The organism is Campylobacter concisus (assembly GCA_002092835.1).
GTDB lineage: Bacteria > Campylobacterota > Campylobacteria > Campylobacterales > Campylobacteraceae > Campylobacter_A > Campylobacter_A concisus_K.
On record LVWL01000018.1, the window covers coordinates 81,031 to 96,809 of the forward strand.

16 protein-coding genes, 1 tRNA gene and 1 pseudogene are annotated in these 15,779 nt (G+C 39.5%); 12 read left to right on the top strand and 6 right to left on the bottom strand.

Annotated elements, in window-relative coordinates; all coding sequences use genetic code 11:
* Positions 1-19: 19 nt before the first annotated feature.
* The 6 genes and pseudogenes from A3835_02170 to A3835_02195 form a co-directional block, all read right to left on the bottom strand.
* Positions 20-2,392, bottom strand: a complete 2,373-nt coding sequence (locus A3835_02170; GenBank protein ID ORI08381.1) for a GTP pyrophosphokinase — start codon at positions 2,390-2,392, stop codon at positions 20-22.
* Positions 2,392-3,636, bottom strand: a complete 1,245-nt coding sequence (locus A3835_02175) for a serine--tRNA ligase (GenBank protein ID ORI08382.1) — start codon at positions 3,634-3,636, stop codon at positions 2,392-2,394. The genes A3835_02170 and A3835_02175 overlap by 1 nt, the downstream gene beginning before the upstream one ends.
* Positions 3,637-3,645: 9 nt before the next feature.
* Complete coding sequence (locus A3835_02180; GenBank protein ORI08383.1) at positions 3,646-4,086, bottom strand: copper resistance protein CopD; 441 nt, start codon at positions 4,084-4,086, stop codon at positions 3,646-3,648.
* Positions 4,087-4,098: 12 nt separating this feature from the next.
* Positions 4,099-5,060 (bottom strand): annotated as a pseudogene (locus A3835_02185) (tryptophan--tRNA ligase).
* Between the two features lie 567 nt (positions 5,061-5,627).
* A complete protein-coding gene (locus tag A3835_02190) occupies positions 5,628-6,149 on the bottom strand; it encodes a shikimate kinase (protein ID ORI08384.1) in 522 nt (173 codons plus the stop codon).
* The gene (locus A3835_02195) at positions 6,130-7,518 is read right to left on the bottom strand and encodes a ribosome biogenesis GTPase Der (protein ORI08385.1); all 1,389 of its coding nucleotides are present in this window, start codon (positions 7,516-7,518) and stop codon (positions 6,130-6,132) included. The genes A3835_02190 and A3835_02195 overlap by 20 nt, the downstream gene beginning before the upstream one ends.
* Positions 7,519-7,670: 152 nt before the next feature.
* On the opposite strand from A3835_02195, the gene A3835_02200 reads away from it, so the two are divergent.
* From A3835_02200 to A3835_02255, 12 genes are all read left to right on the top strand, one after another.
* Positions 7,671-8,561, top strand: a complete 891-nt coding sequence (locus A3835_02200) for a hypothetical protein (GenBank protein ORI08386.1) — start codon at positions 7,671-7,673, stop codon at positions 8,559-8,561.
* A 10-nt stretch (positions 8,562-8,571) separates the two neighbouring features.
* The gene (locus A3835_02205; GenBank protein ORI08387.1) at positions 8,572-9,378 is read left to right on the top strand and encodes a 3-deoxy-8-phosphooctulonate synthase; all 807 of its coding nucleotides are present in this window, start codon (positions 8,572-8,574) and stop codon (positions 9,376-9,378) included.
* The gene (locus tag A3835_02210) at positions 9,368-9,697 is read left to right on the top strand and encodes a chaperonin (GenBank protein ORI08751.1); all 330 of its coding nucleotides are present in this window, start codon (positions 9,368-9,370) and stop codon (positions 9,695-9,697) included. Before A3835_02205 ends, A3835_02210 begins: the two co-directional genes overlap by 11 nt.
* A complete protein-coding gene (locus A3835_02215; protein ORI08750.1) occupies positions 9,697-10,017 on the top strand; it encodes a multidrug transporter in 321 nt (106 codons plus the stop codon). Before A3835_02210 ends, A3835_02215 begins: the two co-directional genes overlap by 1 nt.
* An 85-nt stretch (positions 10,018-10,102) precedes the next feature.
* Entirely contained in the window at positions 10,103-11,893 is a 1,791-nt protein-coding gene (locus A3835_02220; GenBank protein ID ORI08388.1) for a restriction endonuclease, read from the top strand.
* A 239-nt stretch (positions 11,894-12,132) separates the two neighbouring features.
* Positions 12,133-12,501 carry a hypothetical protein gene (locus tag A3835_02225; GenBank protein ORI08389.1) on the top strand — a complete coding sequence of 123 codons (369 nt, stop codon included), beginning with the start codon at positions 12,133-12,135 and terminating at the stop codon, positions 12,499-12,501.
* A complete protein-coding gene (locus tag A3835_02230) occupies positions 12,492-13,547 on the top strand; it encodes a hypothetical protein (GenBank protein ID ORI08390.1) in 1,056 nt (351 codons plus the stop codon). Before A3835_02225 ends, A3835_02230 begins: the two co-directional genes overlap by 10 nt.
* A 71-nt stretch (positions 13,548-13,618) precedes the next feature.
* Positions 13,619-14,089, top strand: a complete 471-nt coding sequence (gene ribH, locus A3835_02235; protein ORI08391.1) for a 6,7-dimethyl-8-ribityllumazine synthase — start codon at positions 13,619-13,621, stop codon at positions 14,087-14,089.
* Between the two features lies 1 nt (position 14,090).
* The gene (locus tag A3835_02240; protein ORI08392.1) at positions 14,091-14,486 is read left to right on the top strand and encodes a N utilization substance protein B; all 396 of its coding nucleotides are present in this window, start codon (positions 14,091-14,093) and stop codon (positions 14,484-14,486) included.
* Positions 14,483-15,163 (top strand): orotidine 5'-phosphate decarboxylase, encoded by a 681-nt coding sequence (locus A3835_02245; GenBank protein ORI08393.1) that lies wholly within the window; start codon positions 14,483-14,485, stop codon positions 15,161-15,163. The genes A3835_02240 and A3835_02245 overlap by 4 nt, the downstream gene beginning before the upstream one ends.
* An 88-nt stretch (positions 15,164-15,251) precedes the next feature.
* Complete coding sequence (locus A3835_02250) at positions 15,252-15,491, top strand: Pathogenicity locus (GenBank protein ID ORI08394.1); 240 nt, start codon at positions 15,252-15,254, stop codon at positions 15,489-15,491.
* A gap of 116 nt (positions 15,492-15,607) precedes the next feature.
* Positions 15,608-15,698: transfer RNA gene (locus A3835_02255), tRNA-Ser, on the top strand.
* Positions 15,699-15,779 lie beyond the last annotated feature (81 nt).

A 15,779-nucleotide genomic window follows, 5' to 3' on the forward strand; every position in this document is an offset into this window, starting at 1 on the left:
CGCATAAACCTAGTTTTTATCAGTCATTATCTATCTCAAAGTCGTAAAATTCGCTTTTATACTCAACATTTCCTATTTTGCTGTATTGTATAAGAGCTGCTTTTATATTATCTATCTGCTGATACATTAGGCCAAGAGCTATTCTATTTTCGATAGCACTAGCATCATTTAGTTTTGTTAGCTCTAAAAGTGCGATCGCGTTTGATACTTTTCCAGCTCCTGTTGCAGCCACAGATGCTAAAAATAATGTGCTAGCGTCATTTACTTTAAACTCATCGATTGCTTGATTATAAAGTTTATAGCTCTCCTCAAAATCGTTTGTAAAGATATCGACATAGGCTAGAGTTTGGATCAAATTTATATTCTTTGGAGCATTTTTTAGCTCAGCTCTTAACTTATCACGCTCTCTTGTAAGTAAGCCCGAAATTTGAAGTAGCTTGATGTATTGTTTTTTGATGATATCAGCGCCGTGATAGAAAGCGTTTGAATCAAGCTGCTTACCATTAAAGTGAATTTGTATCGCTTTTGCATACTCTTTGACATTTTGCTCTTTGTTTTTCGAGATGAAATTTAAGATATTTGCAATAATATCATTTGGCAAAATTTTTAGTAGTTCATCAGCTTTCTTTGCCATTAGCTCATCATTGTTTGTTACTTTTGCGATGATGATATCAAAGGCTAAATTTAGCATTGTCTGCTCTTTTGGCTCTTCAAGCCACCTTATCATCGCACTTTGGTTGCCGCTAACCAGGCTTAGAAGCGAGGCATATAAATTTACAGGCTTTAAACTCTTGTCATTTTCTAAATTTTCGCCGATCTCTTCAATGAGTTTTGGGTTTAAATTTCTATTTATATCTAGACAAATCGCCCCAAAAATACCTGCAAGATGGTTATTTACATCCTGGTGATAGCTTGCTATGAAGTGTTTTGCAGCAAGGCTAAAATTTCCAAGCTGAGCATAACTTAGGGCGAGGTTGTATTGTAAGATAGAGTGATTTGGATAAGTGCTGGCTAGCTCTTCAAACTCTTTATTTGCTTCTTTTAAGCGATAGCTTAGTGCTTTTGCAATAGCTTCACTAAGTTTTGCATTTACTTTTGAAGCAGCTGCACTTTGGCTAAGATAGTCATTTGCTGCTGATGTATCGTCTAAAAAGACGCTAACACCGCCTTTTCTTATCTGCTCGATGCTCTGTTTTGCATCAAAGACCTTGTAAGGCGCGAAGTAAAAAAGCGTCTCATAGCGCCTTGTTCTATCAAAAAAAATATCATCGCTAAAGTGTGCCTGAGCTAGGCTGACATCAAAAAGATCAGGCTTTAGTATCGTTTTTATCTTGTAAATTTTGCTTGGCAAAGAAGCATTGTAGTCGTAAACATCTTTGATAAATGCAGCCGCGTCGCCGTAGTCAGAAGTTTTTAGATCAATTAGCGCCTCAGTCATCTTGATAAGATCGATATTTGGCGTATTTTTAGAAGCTTTTGTTAAATAATCCCTTGCCTTGTCGTATTTGCCAAGTCTTGCATAAAGTTGAGCTAGCGTGAAGTCGGCCTTAAATGCCTTTTGGCTCTCAAGCTTAGCTATTGCTCTTTCATCATCTCCAAGGAGTGATAAAATTTTTGCACTTAAATATGCATATTCGTTTTTATAATCTGCAGTATTTGGATGAGAAAGTGCTTGAAGCGCCTCGTAATAGTTGCCTTTATAGTAGTTTATAAGCGCGTAGTAATAGCTATAAAGTGGCGAGTTGTTTTCATACTGCAAAAATGAATCCGCAAGTCCTATATAGTAGTTAAAATTTTTAGTGTTATTTAGCTCAAGTGAGCAAACAGCAGCATTTATGGCGCTAACTGCTGTGTTTTCTCTATCGGTTATAGCTTTGTTAAAAGATACGATCGCCTCATCACATCTTTCTTGTTTCATCTGCGAAACGCCGAGGTTATAGTTTGAGAGAGATTGGTTATAAACAGCTACGTTTTCATAAATTTTTAGAGCCTCAAATTTATTGCCACGCTCATAAAGCTGATTGGCTTTATTTATCATTTCATCGATCTTTGAAGCGCCAAAATTTTGCGTTTGGTAGTTGTTTTCTATATTTTTTACGATACTTGCAGTATCTATGTTCTCTTTTTTGTCTTTCTTTAGCAAGACAACTAGTAAAACCACTATTAAGATGATAAGCACTAGAGCGACCACGCCTGCTATTATAAAGAGCTTTTTATTGCTCTTTTTTACAGGGATTGGCTCTGGGATACTCTCATCTTGTAGCACGCCTTCACTTGCGATGCTCTCAAGCGAGACGATCTCTTCAGGCGCTTCGGTTTTTGCCTCTTCAGGCGCTTCTTGCTCTGCTTGCTCGCCAGGTGGTTTTAAAACTACAACCTCTTCTTCAGCCACTACATATACCTTTTAAGAACTTCTGGAATTTCAATAGTGCCATCTGCTTTTTGGTAGTTCTCTATGATGGCAATAAGGGTCCTGCCCACAGCTAGACTCGAGCCATTTAGCGTATTTACAAGCATATTTTTCTTGCCATCTTTAAAGCGAATTTTTGCACGCCTTGCTTGAAAATCACGAGTATTGGAAATAGAGCTAATCTCTCTATATTTACCTTGACCAGGTAGCCAAACCTCAAGGTCTATCGTCTTTGCCGCGCTAAAGCCAAGATCGCCACTGCAAAGAAGCATATGGCGGTGAGGAAGTCCAAGGCTAGTTAGTAGATCGCTTGCGCACGATACCATCTCATTTAGCACGTCTTCGCTTTGATCAGGTCTTGTGATACTTACTAGCTCGACCTTTTCAAACTGGTGCTGGCGGATCATACCTCTTGTGTCACGTCCTGCTGAGCCTGCCTCTTGGCGGAAGCATGCTGAGTAGCAAGTCATCTTTATAGGTAACTGCTCAGCTTCAATGATCGTGTCATTGTATAAATTCGTCACAGGTACTTCGCTGGTTGGGATGAGATAGAGGTCTTCGTCACGCACTTTGTAAAGATCCTCTTCAAATTTAGGCAGCTGACCGGTGCCGAAAAGAGTGTTTGAGCTTACTAGATAAGGGACATTTACAAGCTCAAAGCCACGCACGCTGTTAAAGTCGATCATGTAATTAACAAGCGCTCTACTAAGCCTTGCTCCCATGCCACGAAGCACGGTAAAGCGAGATCCTGAGAGCTTTGCGCCCCTTTCAAAGTCAAGCCAACCAAGGCTCTCACCTAGCTCCCAGTGCTCTTTTGGCGTAAAGCTAAATTTAGTTGGCTCAAGCACCGTTTTGATGCAGACATTATCGTCTTCGTCCTTACCAAATGGCACGTCATCATCGGTGATATTTGGCACATTAAATGAAATTTGTTCAAGCTTTTCTTCATATTGTTTAACGATCTCATCGGCGTCAGCAAGGGCAGCTTTGTTTAAATTTAGCTCATTTTTAAGCTCGCTTACATCTTCGCCAGCTCTTGCCTTTATGCCAAGCTCTTTGCTCTTTGCGTTTTGGATCGCTTGGAAATTTTCAAGTGCTTTGCGCTTTTGTTTTAGCTCGTTAAAAGTTTGTAAAAGCTCGTCAAGTAGCCCAGCTTTTACATTTTTGCCCTCAAGTTTTTTTACAAATTCATCGTAATTTGTCTCGAGTAGTTTTAAATTTATCATCCTATATCCTTAAACCATAAACATAACTTTTGCAAAAAGTACTATAAAAACTGCCGCTGTTAGCGCAAATGGGTGAATGTTGCCAAGTGGGCTAGGGCGTTTAAATATAAATTTGCAGCTCAAATTTGTTATAACCGCAGCTACGATTAGCATCGCTAAGAAAAATTTGATCATAAAAATGATTTGTAAATTTGTCTCAAAGTAGCCTCCAGCCTTTGATCCGACCCAGCTACTCATCATCATGCCTCCAGTTAATACCAAAAGCAAGATACAAAGTGGCATTATCTTAATAGCAACTGAACCGATAGCTTGTTTTGTCTTTTGAGCAAGCTCAGGTGGCATTTTTTTACAAGCTGCCTTAAAAATGATTACATCAAAAAAGAGGTAACCAACAAAGATGATTGCACAAAAAAGATGAACTATCTGTGCGTATGGATATAAATTTTGCATATTTTTCCTTTATTAATAAATTCCGACTGCTTCACGAACTTTTTTTATTGTTGTTTGAGCAACATTACTTGCCTTTTTGGCTCCTATTTCTAAAATTCCAGACACTTCGTCAGGATTATTTTGATAATGCTCAAATTTCTCTCTCGCATCTTTAAAATAGTCCCAAATAAGCTCATTTAGATAAGCTTTAAAGTGCCCATGACCCTCGCCACCACGCTCATATCTAGCTTGAAGCTCTTTTTGCCCACTCTCGTCTAAGAAAAGTTTGGCGATATTATAGACGTTGCAGTTTTGCCACTGTTTTGGCTCTTCAAGCGGTGTGCCGTCTGTCACGATGCTAGAAATTTGCTTTTTAAGCGTTTTAGCATCGGCAAAGATGTCGATTGTATTGCCATAGCTTTTGCTCATCTTTTCGCCGTTTGTGCCAGGCACGGTGGCGACATTTTCATCGATCTTTGCCTCAGGCAATGTAAAAATTTCTCCATGCTCGTTGTTAAATTTTATCGCGATATCACGAGCGATCTCTACGTGCTGGATCTGGTCTTTGCCCACAGGTACGACCTGCGCATTATAAAGCAAAATGTCAGCTGCCATTAAACAGGATAGCTAAAGAGGCCGTGGTGTGAACTAAGACCTTTTGCGACTTTATCTTTGTAACTATGCGCGCGCTCAAGTAGGCCCATAGGCGTGTGCTGACTTAGCACCCAGTAAAGCTCAAGCACGTCTTTAACGTCACTTTGCACCCAAAATATGCTCTTGTTTGGATCGATCCCAAGTGCCAAAAACGCACACGCAGCCTCAAAAGTGTTTTGCTTTAGGGCTTTGGCCTCGCTAAGGCTCGTCATCGCGTGGTAGTTTGCTATAAACATAAACATCTCATTTTGCTCTTGCATATCAACCATCTGCTTTATCGAGGCAAAGTAGTTGCCAAGGTGTAGTTTGCCGGAGGGTTGGAGGCCGGTTAATACTCTCATCTTATCCTTTCAAATTTTGGCTTTTTCTCGTGAGCGCTTTTGATAGAGATTTGAAATTTTAAGCTTTCGGCAGACTATGTGTCTAGCCTCGGCTTAAAATTTCTACACAACTCTCGTCGCTTTAGCGTTGCGAACAAAGAGAAGCAAAAAATCATCTCGCGATACTTCACCAAAAATACTTTTTAAATTTTAACGTTACATTAGAGTTTTTGTATCTAATCTAATCTTAAAATTTAACTGGCAGACCATACGTCTAGCCTTTGCTTAAAAACAAAATTTCGCCTTGCCTAAACAAAAAATTCTTTGCCAAAATGTTTAAATTTTAACATTAGGACAGATATTTTTATCTAGTCTAATCTTAAAATTTAGCTTAGCAGGCTAAATGCCTAGCTTTGATTAAAATTTGACTGCGCAATATTTAATTTTTCCCAAACACTTTGCCAAAATTTCTAACTACAAAACGTTAAATTTAGCTCAAACATTTCAAAATTTTAACACCACGCGAGATAGCCATCCAGCCTGATCTTGAAATTTATCGTTGCAAGCAGTATTTCCACCACTTTACAACTAAATCTTTAAAAGCATCCTTATCTCTTTCACGATTTGCTTTGGAGTTTTACCCTCGACTTCGACGATGTAATCAGCCTTTTTCTCATAAAGCTCCTCTCGCTCCAGATGCAATGCCTCAGCTCTTTTTAGATCACTTAAAAGTGGACGTTTGGCAAGCTTTTTCTCGCTATTTTTGCTATTTTTTAGCCTTTGCATGATCGCGTCAAAACTAGCTTTTAGATAGATCACGGTGCCGATCTTATTTAAATTTTTAACCTTTGCAAAGCCTCCGCCAGTTGAGATGATTGCATTTTTGACATTTGTTGCTAGAAATTTAGCCAGATCTTTTTCAAGCTGCCTAAAATGCTCCTCTCCGTACTCTTCAAAGATAGCTTTTATCTTCATATTTTGTGAGCTCTCTAGCAGGTCGTCGCAGTCAAGGTTCATCGTCTTTAGTGCCTTGCTTAGCGCCCTTGCGGTCGTACCCTTGCCAACGCCCATAAATCCTATCAAAACGATATTATTGTTCTTTGTTTTCATCGCTCTCTCCACGTTTTTTAGGGATTAGCACGATAGGCACGCCAGTTAGATTAAAGCTCTCTCTAAGCTTATTTGTTAAATAGCGTTTGTAGCTAAAGTGCAGGCATTTTGGACGGTTCATAATGAGCGCTATCATGATAGGTGCTGTCTTAAACTGCACTGCGTAGTAGATTTTCACAACTCTGCCTTTATCTCGTGGCAGTGGGTGCGCTTTGGTCGCTTCGCCGATCACTTCATTTAGCTTTGAAGTTTGAATTTTTTGAGTGTAGTTTTTATAAATTTCAACTATAAGCGGATAAATTTTATACACTCTTTTGCCACCAAGTGCCGAGACGCTAATTATCGGCGCGTATACTAAGAATTTAAACCTATCCTTTATCTCTTTGCAAAGCTCGTCAAATTCTTCGCTGCTTTTGTCCCATTTGTTTAGCACGATGATGACGCCAAGCTCAAATTTTGAGGCGATGCCAGCGATACGCTCATCAAGCTCGGTTAGTGGCTCAGAGCTATCAAGCACGAGTAGTGCAACGTCTGTCTCTTCTAAAATTTTCTCAGTTCTATTTAGTGCGTATCTCTCGATACCCTCGATCTTGCCGCGCTTTCTAATACCAGCAGTATCGACAAACTCAAAAACCCTGCCATCATGCTCATAAATTTCATTTACTGGGTCAATCGTAGTGCCTGCTACGTCGCTAACGACGGCGCGACTCTCTTTTACAAGTGCGTTTAGAAGTGAGCTTTTGCCGACATTTACGCGGCCTATGATGCCAACTCTGATGTTTTTGCTCTCATAGTCTATCTCGTCGCTTAGCTCGCCCTCGTCGTTATAGTTTTCTAAAAAGTCATCAAAATCTTCACTCGTATCGGCCTTTATCTGCACTTTATCTTCTAAGTGCTTTGCTAGCCACATGCTAAGCTCATCAACGCCTGTGTTGTGACTTACGGAAATTCCAAAGGAATTTTTCGCGCCAAAGCTTATAAATTCCCACTCCCTTTGCTCATTTTTTTTGCTGTCTATTTTATTGATGACTAGAGCGATTGGTAAATTTAGCTTGCTAAGCTCGTAAAAAATGGCTCTATCCTCATCATCTGGCATCATTTTGCCATCGACCATGTAGAGGATAACGTCTGAGTTTTTAGCCTCTGCTAAGGTCTTTGCTTTTACGTTTTTAAAAAGCTCGCTGCTATCATCAAGCCCGCCGCTGTCGATTAATATACACTCTTTGCCCTCAACTTCGATCTTAGCTTTGTTTGTATCTCTTGTAGTGCCGCTAACGTCGCTTGTTATGGCGATGCGTCTTCTTGCTAAGCGGTTAAAAAGTGAGCTTTTGCCGACATTTGGCTTGCCTACTAATATTACTTTTTGCAAATTTTGTCCTTTTTATGATGGCTGATTATACAAATTTTTGACTTATATAAAGTATAAAATTACGCTTAAAAGCGCCGAAATAAAAGAAAAAATCAACCAAAATTTAAGCCATTTTTTATTAAAATGAGTGCTTTAAATTTAGAGGTTTTGCGATGTTAAAAAGGTTTTATATTTCACATCTTGGCATTTTTTATATGCTCTTTGCTTGCTTTATGTTTGCCGTGACTGGCGCATTTGCAAAGTATCTGAGCAAAGATATGCCTTCTATCGAAGTTGTTTTTTTTAGAAATTTGATCGGACTTTTCATTGTCATCTACGCCATCTATAAATTTCCATTTAAACAAACTGGTGGGCACTTTTTCTTGCTGATGTTTCGCGGTTTTGTGGGCACGGTGGCGCTTTTTGCCTTTTTTTACAACGTCGCGCACGTAAATTTAGCCACAGCCTTTACCTTTCAAAAGACAAACCCGATATTTACAGCCATTCTCGCAGCTATCGTGTTTAAGGAGCGGCTAAGCTCGCTTGGCTGGTTTGCTGTCTTTTTGGGATTTGGCGGGATTTTGCTTGTTATCCAGCCAAATTTAGGTATCAATAAAACCGATATCATCGGCATTTGGAGCGGCCTTGGAGCGGCTATTGCCTACACAAGTGTCAAGGAGCTAAACAAGAGCTATGGCACAAACGTGATCGTGCTAAGCTTTATGCTTTGGGGCTCGTTTTTGCCGCTTATTTGCATGGGGATGGCTGAGTTTTTTACTTATGAGCCTCTGGATTTTTTATTTTCTAAATTTGCTATGCCAAGCTGGCACAATGTCGTTTTTATCTTGCTAATGGGGCTTAGTGGCTACTATTTTCAGGCGTTTATGACAAAGGCATTTGCAGTTGGCAAAAAGGCTGGAGTGATCGCCGCGGTTAGCTACGCAGACGTTATTTTTACACTTATTATTGGCTATTTTATGGGCGATGCGTTACCAAATCACTTGGCACTTTTAGGCATCTTGCTAGTAATAGTGAGTGGAATTTTAGTTGTGAAAGAAAAATAAAGGAGAAAAAATGATATTAATAGCAGGGCCTTGCGTCATAGAAAGCGAGCAGCTCGTTTTCGACGTGGCAAAAAGGCTAGTTAAATTTAACGAAGATAAGCGGATAGATTTTTATTTCAAATCAAGCTTTGATAAGGCGAATCGCACGAGTATAAGCTCGTTTCGCGGGCCCGGACTTGAAAAAGGGTGCGAAATTTTAGCTAAGGTAAAAAAGGAATTCGGCTTTAAAATTTTAACCGATATCCACGAGAGCTACCAGGCCGCGCCTGTTGGCGAAGTGGCCGACGTGCTGCAAATCCCCGCGTTTTTATGCCGTCAGACCGATCTGCTCGTAGCTGCGGCTAAGACAAAGGCGGTCGTAAATATCAAAAAAGGGCAGTTTTTAGCAGCCTCTGCGATGAAACACTCGGTCAAAAAAGTGCTAGAAACGCGCGGCGTAAAGGGCGAGGGATACGAGGTCGCTAAACAAAACGGCGTGTGGCTAACGGAGCGAGGCAGCACCTTTGGCTACGGAAATTTAGTCGTAGATATGCGAAATTTGGTGCTGATGAGGGAGTTTGCGCCGGTGATTTTCGACGCGACGCATAGCGTGCAGATGCCGTCGGCTTTGGGCGAGAAAAGCGGCGGAGACGCGAGATTTGTGCCCTATCTAGCGCGAGCTGCGGCGGCTGCCGGCGTGGACGGATTTTTTTACGAGACGCACGTAAATCCTTGCGAGGCGCTTTGCGACGGGCCTAATATGCTAAATTTGGACGAGCTAGACGCAAATATCGATCAAATTTTTAAGATAAAGCAAGCTCTTGGCGATGCAAACTAAGGGCTTTTTGTGGGTATTAGGCGGCGCGGTCGCCGAGTGCGGCTGGGCGTACGGGCTAAAACACGCCCAAGATGCCGTAGGATTCGCGCTTACTGCCGCGTTAGTCTGCGTTAGCTTCGTATCGTTTATAAAGGCTTTAAAATACATCCCCGTTAGCGTCGCATATACCGTATTTGTGGGATTTGGAGCGTTTTTTATCGTGGTCGCCGAAAGCGTTAGCGAATACGGCTCAAGCGGCCAGGCGCCAGATCCCTTGCGGCTATTTTTCATAGCGACGCTAGTTGCAGGCGTACTGGGGCTAAAAAGGCTAAAATCTTGATGCACGTTTTAGCTCTTTTAGCAGCGGGATGCTGCGAGGTTTTGGGCGTGTTTTTTCTAACGAAATTTCAAAAAAGCGTCGGCGTGAAAAAGGCGGCGAATTTTTTGATTTTAACCGCGAATTTCGCCCTTTCGCTCTGGCTTTTGAGCTATGCGATGCAGGCGATGGCGATGTCGGTGGCGTACGCGATTTGGACGGGCATCGGAGCGATCGGAGCCGTGGGCGTCGGAGTGGTTTTTAACGGCGAAAAAATGAGCGCGCAAAAGGCGTTTTATCTATCGCTAATAACGCTAAACGCGGTAATGTTAAAGATAATTTAAATAATTTAATAGTTAGAAATAATAAATTTAAACGACATAAAACGTGCGATTAAACATAGACTAAAAACTGTAAAATAGGACAACAATGCAATTTGGAACGCAAAGAGTTAGTGAAGACACCATAAGACAATATGCGGCAAATCTACTAAACTTTCAAGACGATAAAAACGCCAAGAGCGGTACTGGACAAATTACTACGTTTAACGAGCTAGGCTTTGACGGTATTTTAAAAAAGCCTGACGGTTGGTATTTTCCGCACAACGAAAACGATACTGCTATTATTTTAGAAACCAAGGCTTATGAACCCAATTCAAATTTAAGCTTAAATTTGCCGCAACTTCAAGAATATATAGAGATTGCTCAAACTAAATACAACCAAGTCGTCGGGATTTTATATAACGGTAATGAAGCGATAATTTATAAAAATGACAAATTTTACCGTGAGGATAATGAGCTTTTTAGTAAAGATTATTATCTGAAGCTTTTTACTCAAAGCAGTATAGATAAGCCTAAAATTTATTCTTGTACTAAGTCGATAAACGATAATCTGCATGTAAATTTCGGCATAAACAATCTAAAACATCGGATGATTTTCACCGCTTGCGCTTTGGTGGCAGATAGAAAAGGCGCTAATTTAAAAGGCTTAAAGGGCAGAGATTTTGCGACTTTACAAAGCATTATTATTTCAACGCTTGAAAATTCGTATAGCGAACAAAAAGCCTTAAATTTAAAATTAGATATCATAAAAGAGCAGTTTAATCTAATTAGCTTTAACTATACGAAAAATCAAAAAGCTATTGATAGCTTTATCGATGATGTCGTGGCGATTTCGGGCTATATAAAGGCTGAAAGCTGGAACGGCGAAGACGTGATGGGAATTTTCTTTAATGAATTTACCCGCTATAAAGGCAAAAGTGAAGCAGGACAGGTTTTTACGCCCGATCATATCACGAGCCTTATGTACCGTATAGCTAACGTAAATTATAAGGATAACGTCCTTGACGCATGTTGTGGGAGTGGCGCGTTTTTAGTAAAAGCCATGAATAACATGATAAACGAAGTCGGTGGAAATTTTAACGAAAATGCCGTAAAGCGGATCCAAAACGAAAGGCTTTTCGGGATTGAATTCGATAAAGAGTTGTTTGCCTTGGCTTGCGCTAATATGCTAATTCATAAAGACGGCAAGACGAATTTAACTCACGACGACGCAAGAGGCGAAGTGGCTTGCGAGTGGATAAAGAGCAAAAATATCACAAAAGTTTTGATGAATCCGCCGTATGAGAACAAATTCGGTTGCCTGACGATAGTAAAAAACGTGCTCGACAATGTGGAAAGCGGTGCAATTTGTGCATTTTTACTACCGAGTAACAAACTTGAAGTTGGCAAAAAACAAGTTTTAAAGTGGCTTAAAAAGCACTCTCTTTTAAAAATTATTAAACTTCCCAAAGAAGTTTTTGCTCGAATGAAAGGTGCAAACGAAACATCTATTTTTATTTTTAAAGCACATGAACCGCAGGGAAGTAAGGAAATTTTCGGATGCTACATAAAAGAAGATGGACTAGAAACCGTTAAAAATCAAGGGCGCCACGATTTAAAGGGCAAATGGCAAGAGCTTGAAGATTTTTGGGTTGATGTAATATACAAACAAAGTGGCGACGAAAGTTGCCAATGGATAAAACCGAATGAAAGCTTGCAATACAAAATGCCCGAGCCTAAATTTGAGATAACTGAGCAAGATTTTAAAAAAGTCGTACTTGATTATTTGCTTTTTGAAAACGGCATAGATAAAAAAGAATTTGAAAAAACGATTTTAGAGAGCGTTTTATTTGGAAGCGATATAAATTTAGATGATGATGAGATAAAGATTAAGGTTTGAAATTGGAGTATAGAAATTTTAAAGTAACGGATGTCTTTATAGTCGAAACCGGAGCAAATATACCGCAAAATGAATTAGAATCTGGAGAAACTCCAAGAATATCCGTGACAAATTTAAATAACGGTATTTCTGGATATTATAATGATTTGTCGTCAAATAATTACAGAGTTCAAGAAAATTTTATATCTTTTTCTTTTTTAGGGACTTGTTTTTATCATCCGTATAAGGCGAGTTTAGATATGAAAGTTCATAGTTTAAAGCCGATAGGATATATGCTTAATAAATACACTGCTTTATTTTTGGTAAATCTATTTAAAAAATCATTCAACGGCGTTTACAATGATCAAATTTCAAGTACTGATTTAAAAAAGTCATACATAAGGCTCCCTGTGACTAATGATATGATTGATTTTGATTTTATGGAAAAATACATAAAAAGCATAGAAGCTAAAATGCAAAAGTTGATTTTATATCATAGTGTGCTTGCCCTCCGAGAGAGAGAGAGAGAGAGAGAGAGAGAGAGAGTAAATCGCGCGGCGATTTTAATCTTATTTTTAGCGAGAATTCTAGCATTTCAAACTTTATCAAAGAGGCTATTATGCAAATAGCTAATAGTCTTTTTGATGAATTGGGCGTAAAATGGGGCGAATTTAAGCTTGTAGATTTGTTTGATTATGAACGCGGTACAAGACTTACAAAAAATAATCGAGAAAACGGAATTTATCCTCTCGTAACGGCTGGTGAAATAAATTTAGGCGTTAAAGAATTTATAGACAATAAAAATCAAAAGGTTTTTAATAATGCGATTACTATTGATATGTTTTGTAATTCTTTCGTTCATATTAATGATTTTTGCTGCGATGATAATGTTCTGGTGCTTACTTCAAAAGCGAAAATATCTACCCAAGTTATGCATTTTATCAGTGCTGTTATAAATAAAAGTAAAGATAAGTTTGGATACGGACGACAATATAGACAAAATACTTTAGAAAAACATATTGTTCATTTGCCGATTGATAAATTCGGTAAGCCAAATTTTACTTTAATGGAAAATTTTATAAAAGATATAGAGAAAAAGCATACGCAAAAGTTAATAAATTACCACAAATTTTTAACTATGGGTGGAAATAGGGCCGAATTTAATCTAGCTTATTATGAGAAAATTCAAAATTTAGAGTGGAAAGAATTTAAAATCGATGATTTATTTGAGATTAAAAAGGGAAAAAGGCTTACAAAATCACAGATGAAGGACGGAAATATAAATTTTATCGGAGCAACATCTACAAATAACGGAATAACCGCAAAAATATCAAATGATACGCACTTGCATCCGTCAAATACTATCAGCGTAACCTACAACGGTTCGGTCGGCGAAGCGTTTTATCAGCCTAGTCGGTTTTGGGCTAGCGACGACGTAAACGTCTTGTATCCGAAATTTAAAAACAATAAATTCTTATCGTTATTTTTTGCGACTATTTTTCGTAAACAGGGCCAAAAATACGGCTATAATCGCAAATGGACTAAAGAAATAATGCAAGAGGATAAAGTTTTATTACCGACCTATGGGGATAGACAAATCGCTTTTGATTTTATTGAAGAATACATCTCGCAAGTGCAAAACAAAATGAGAGACTTACTTTTATTAAGAGACTGACCAGCCTCGTAATTTCTTTAAATTTATTAAACTTTCGCTAAAATCGCGCTAAATTTAAACGAAGGAAAAAGATGAAAATAATCGAAGGAAATTTGGCTTTAAAAGGCGGCGAGAAGATCGCCATAGTAGGCGCTAGGTTTAACCACATCATCACCGATAGGTTGGTCGAGGGCGCGAGGGATGCGTTTTTACGTCACGGCGGGAATGAGAAAAATTTGAGCTTGATTTTAGTACCGGGCGCGTTTGAGATACCGATGGCGCTTGAAAAGGCGCTAGCTAGCGGTAAATTTGACGCCGTTTGCTGCGTGGGAGCGGTGATCCGCGGCTCTACGCCTCACTTTGACTACGTTAGCGCCGAGACAACCAAGGGCATCGCAAACGTCACGCTAAAATACGGCAAGCCGGTGACCTTTGGCGTACTAACGGTAGATAGCATCGAGCAGGCCATCGAGAGAGCGGGCTCAAAGGCCGGAAACAAGGGCTTTGAAGCGATGACGGGCGTGATCGAGATGCTAAACTTGTATAAAAATTTGGAGGCGTGAAATGGCGACTCGTCATCAGGTTAGGCAGGCCGTCGTTTCGCTACTATACTCAAACGAGATAAATCCGGTAACTGCTGCATTTGAAGAGGAATTTTTAGAAGAGAAAAAGATAAGAAACGAGCGTAAACATGAGGCACAGCAGACTTTTAAAGAGGTGCTCGCAAATAAAGAAAAACTAGATGAAATTTTAAAGCCTTATCTAAAAGACGGCGATTTTAGCAAAGTTGGTGCAACCGAACTAGCCATCCTTAGACTTGGGCTTTACGAGATGAAATTTAGCCAAACGGATAAAGCAGTCATCATAAACGAAGCGATCGAGCTTGCGAAAGAACTCGGAAGTGATCAGGCACCAAAATTTATAAACGGTGTACTTGATAAGCTAAAGGCTGATCTGTGAAGCTCTGTGTCGCACTTGATATGGCTAGTCGTGAAGAGAATTTAGCCCTTGTTCGCGAGCTAAAAGGGCTTGATCTTTGGCTAAAAATAGGGCTTAGAAGCTACCTTAGGGATGGGGCAAAATTTATAGAAGAGCTAAAAGGGATTGAAGGTTTTAAAATTTTTCTTGATCTAAAACTTTATGACATACCAAATACGATGGCAGATGCTGCTGAAGTAGTCTCAAAAATCGGTGTAGATATGATAAATGTGCATGCTAGTGCCGGCGAGCGTGCTATGAAGACAGTTATGGATAGGCTAGCTGGTCTTAATAACCGTCCTTTAGTGCTCGCAGTATCGGCACTTACTAGCTTTAACGAGAGTGAATTTGAAATGGTTTATAACGATACGCTTGCTCGCTCAGTTAGAAAATTTAGCCAGATGAGCTTTAAATCAGGACTTGACGGCATGGTCTGTTCTGTTTTTGAAAGCAAGCTCATCAAAGATGTTACGAATGAGAAATTTATTACGCTTTGTCCAGGTGTTAGGCCATTTGGCGAGAGTGCTGGGGATCAAAAAAGAGTAGCAAACTTAGTGAGTGCGAAGCAAGAGGGTAGTGATTTTATCGTCGTTGGTAGGCCGATATACGAAAATGCAAACCCAAGAGAAATTTGTGAACGAATTTTGGAGCAAATTTAAAATTTGAACTTGTGTGAAGTGGTTTTAACTAAGCTTTTTTACAAAATGTTGCGTGAAGATGACATCAAAGCGAAGTGAGGAACTAAATTTGAGTGATTTTAAGAAAATCCCCTATGTTGGCGAAGCGACAGAGACCGATCTGCTGGCGCTCGGCTACACAGACATTGCTTCGTTAAAGGTTGCGGTTCTGGACGAGATGTTTGAACACACAAAGGCGCTTGATCTCGGTAGCAATGGATACTTTCTCAATGTTTATCGTATGATTTACTACTATGCCAATACGCCGCGCTTAGACAAAAACCAAGTTGAAACGGTGGCCTTAGCTTAGAAGGACTAAATTTATAAATTTTTATTTTTAGATTCTCTATCTGAGTGCTATAATTGTGAAATGCAAATTTAAGCAAGATATCAGCGGCCTTCAATTATAATGCGATTTCTTTTTATGGACAGATGGGTGAGTGGCTGAAACCACACCCCTGCTAAGGGTGCAGCTCTTAATCGGGGCTCGAGGGTTCAAATCCCTCTCTGTCCGCCACCAATTCATTAAATTTCTTTTATATATCCCTAAATTTCAATGTTTTAGCTATATTTTTAAATGAATATTTTTGTCCAAAAT